Source organism: Brevibacterium sp. SIMBA_078 (assembly GCF_046534565.1).
Lineage (GTDB): Bacteria > Actinomycetota > Actinomycetes > Actinomycetales > Brevibacteriaceae > Brevibacterium.
Window position 1 is genome coordinate 1 of record NZ_JAWRYQ010000244.1, and the last position, 269, is coordinate 269.

Annotated in this window: 1 pseudogene; it reads right to left on the bottom strand. The window is 38.7% G+C overall.

Annotated features, from left to right (window positions below):
- Positions 1 to 269, bottom strand: a pseudogene (locus SB749_RS19590) (undecaprenyl-phosphate glucose phosphotransferase); the annotation flags it as partial.

The following is a 269-nucleotide window of genomic DNA, read 5'->3' on the forward strand; positions in this document are numbered from 1 at the left end:
GTCAATAATAATGGGGTGATTAAGGCAACAATAATAGCTGAAACAACAATATCTTCTGTTCGCTTTATAAATTCGTGAGTACCAATACATGGCGCTTCAAACACGCTTAATGTATCAACATCACCCACATGCTCAATACGTGCATGTATTAAGTTCGAGAGTAAAAAGTCTGGCACTATGTGCACATCAACGGTGGTATCACCCAACTGCAATAAAATGTCGGCTATACGTTTTTGCGCTTTCATAGGCAACGCAATATAAAGTATGTC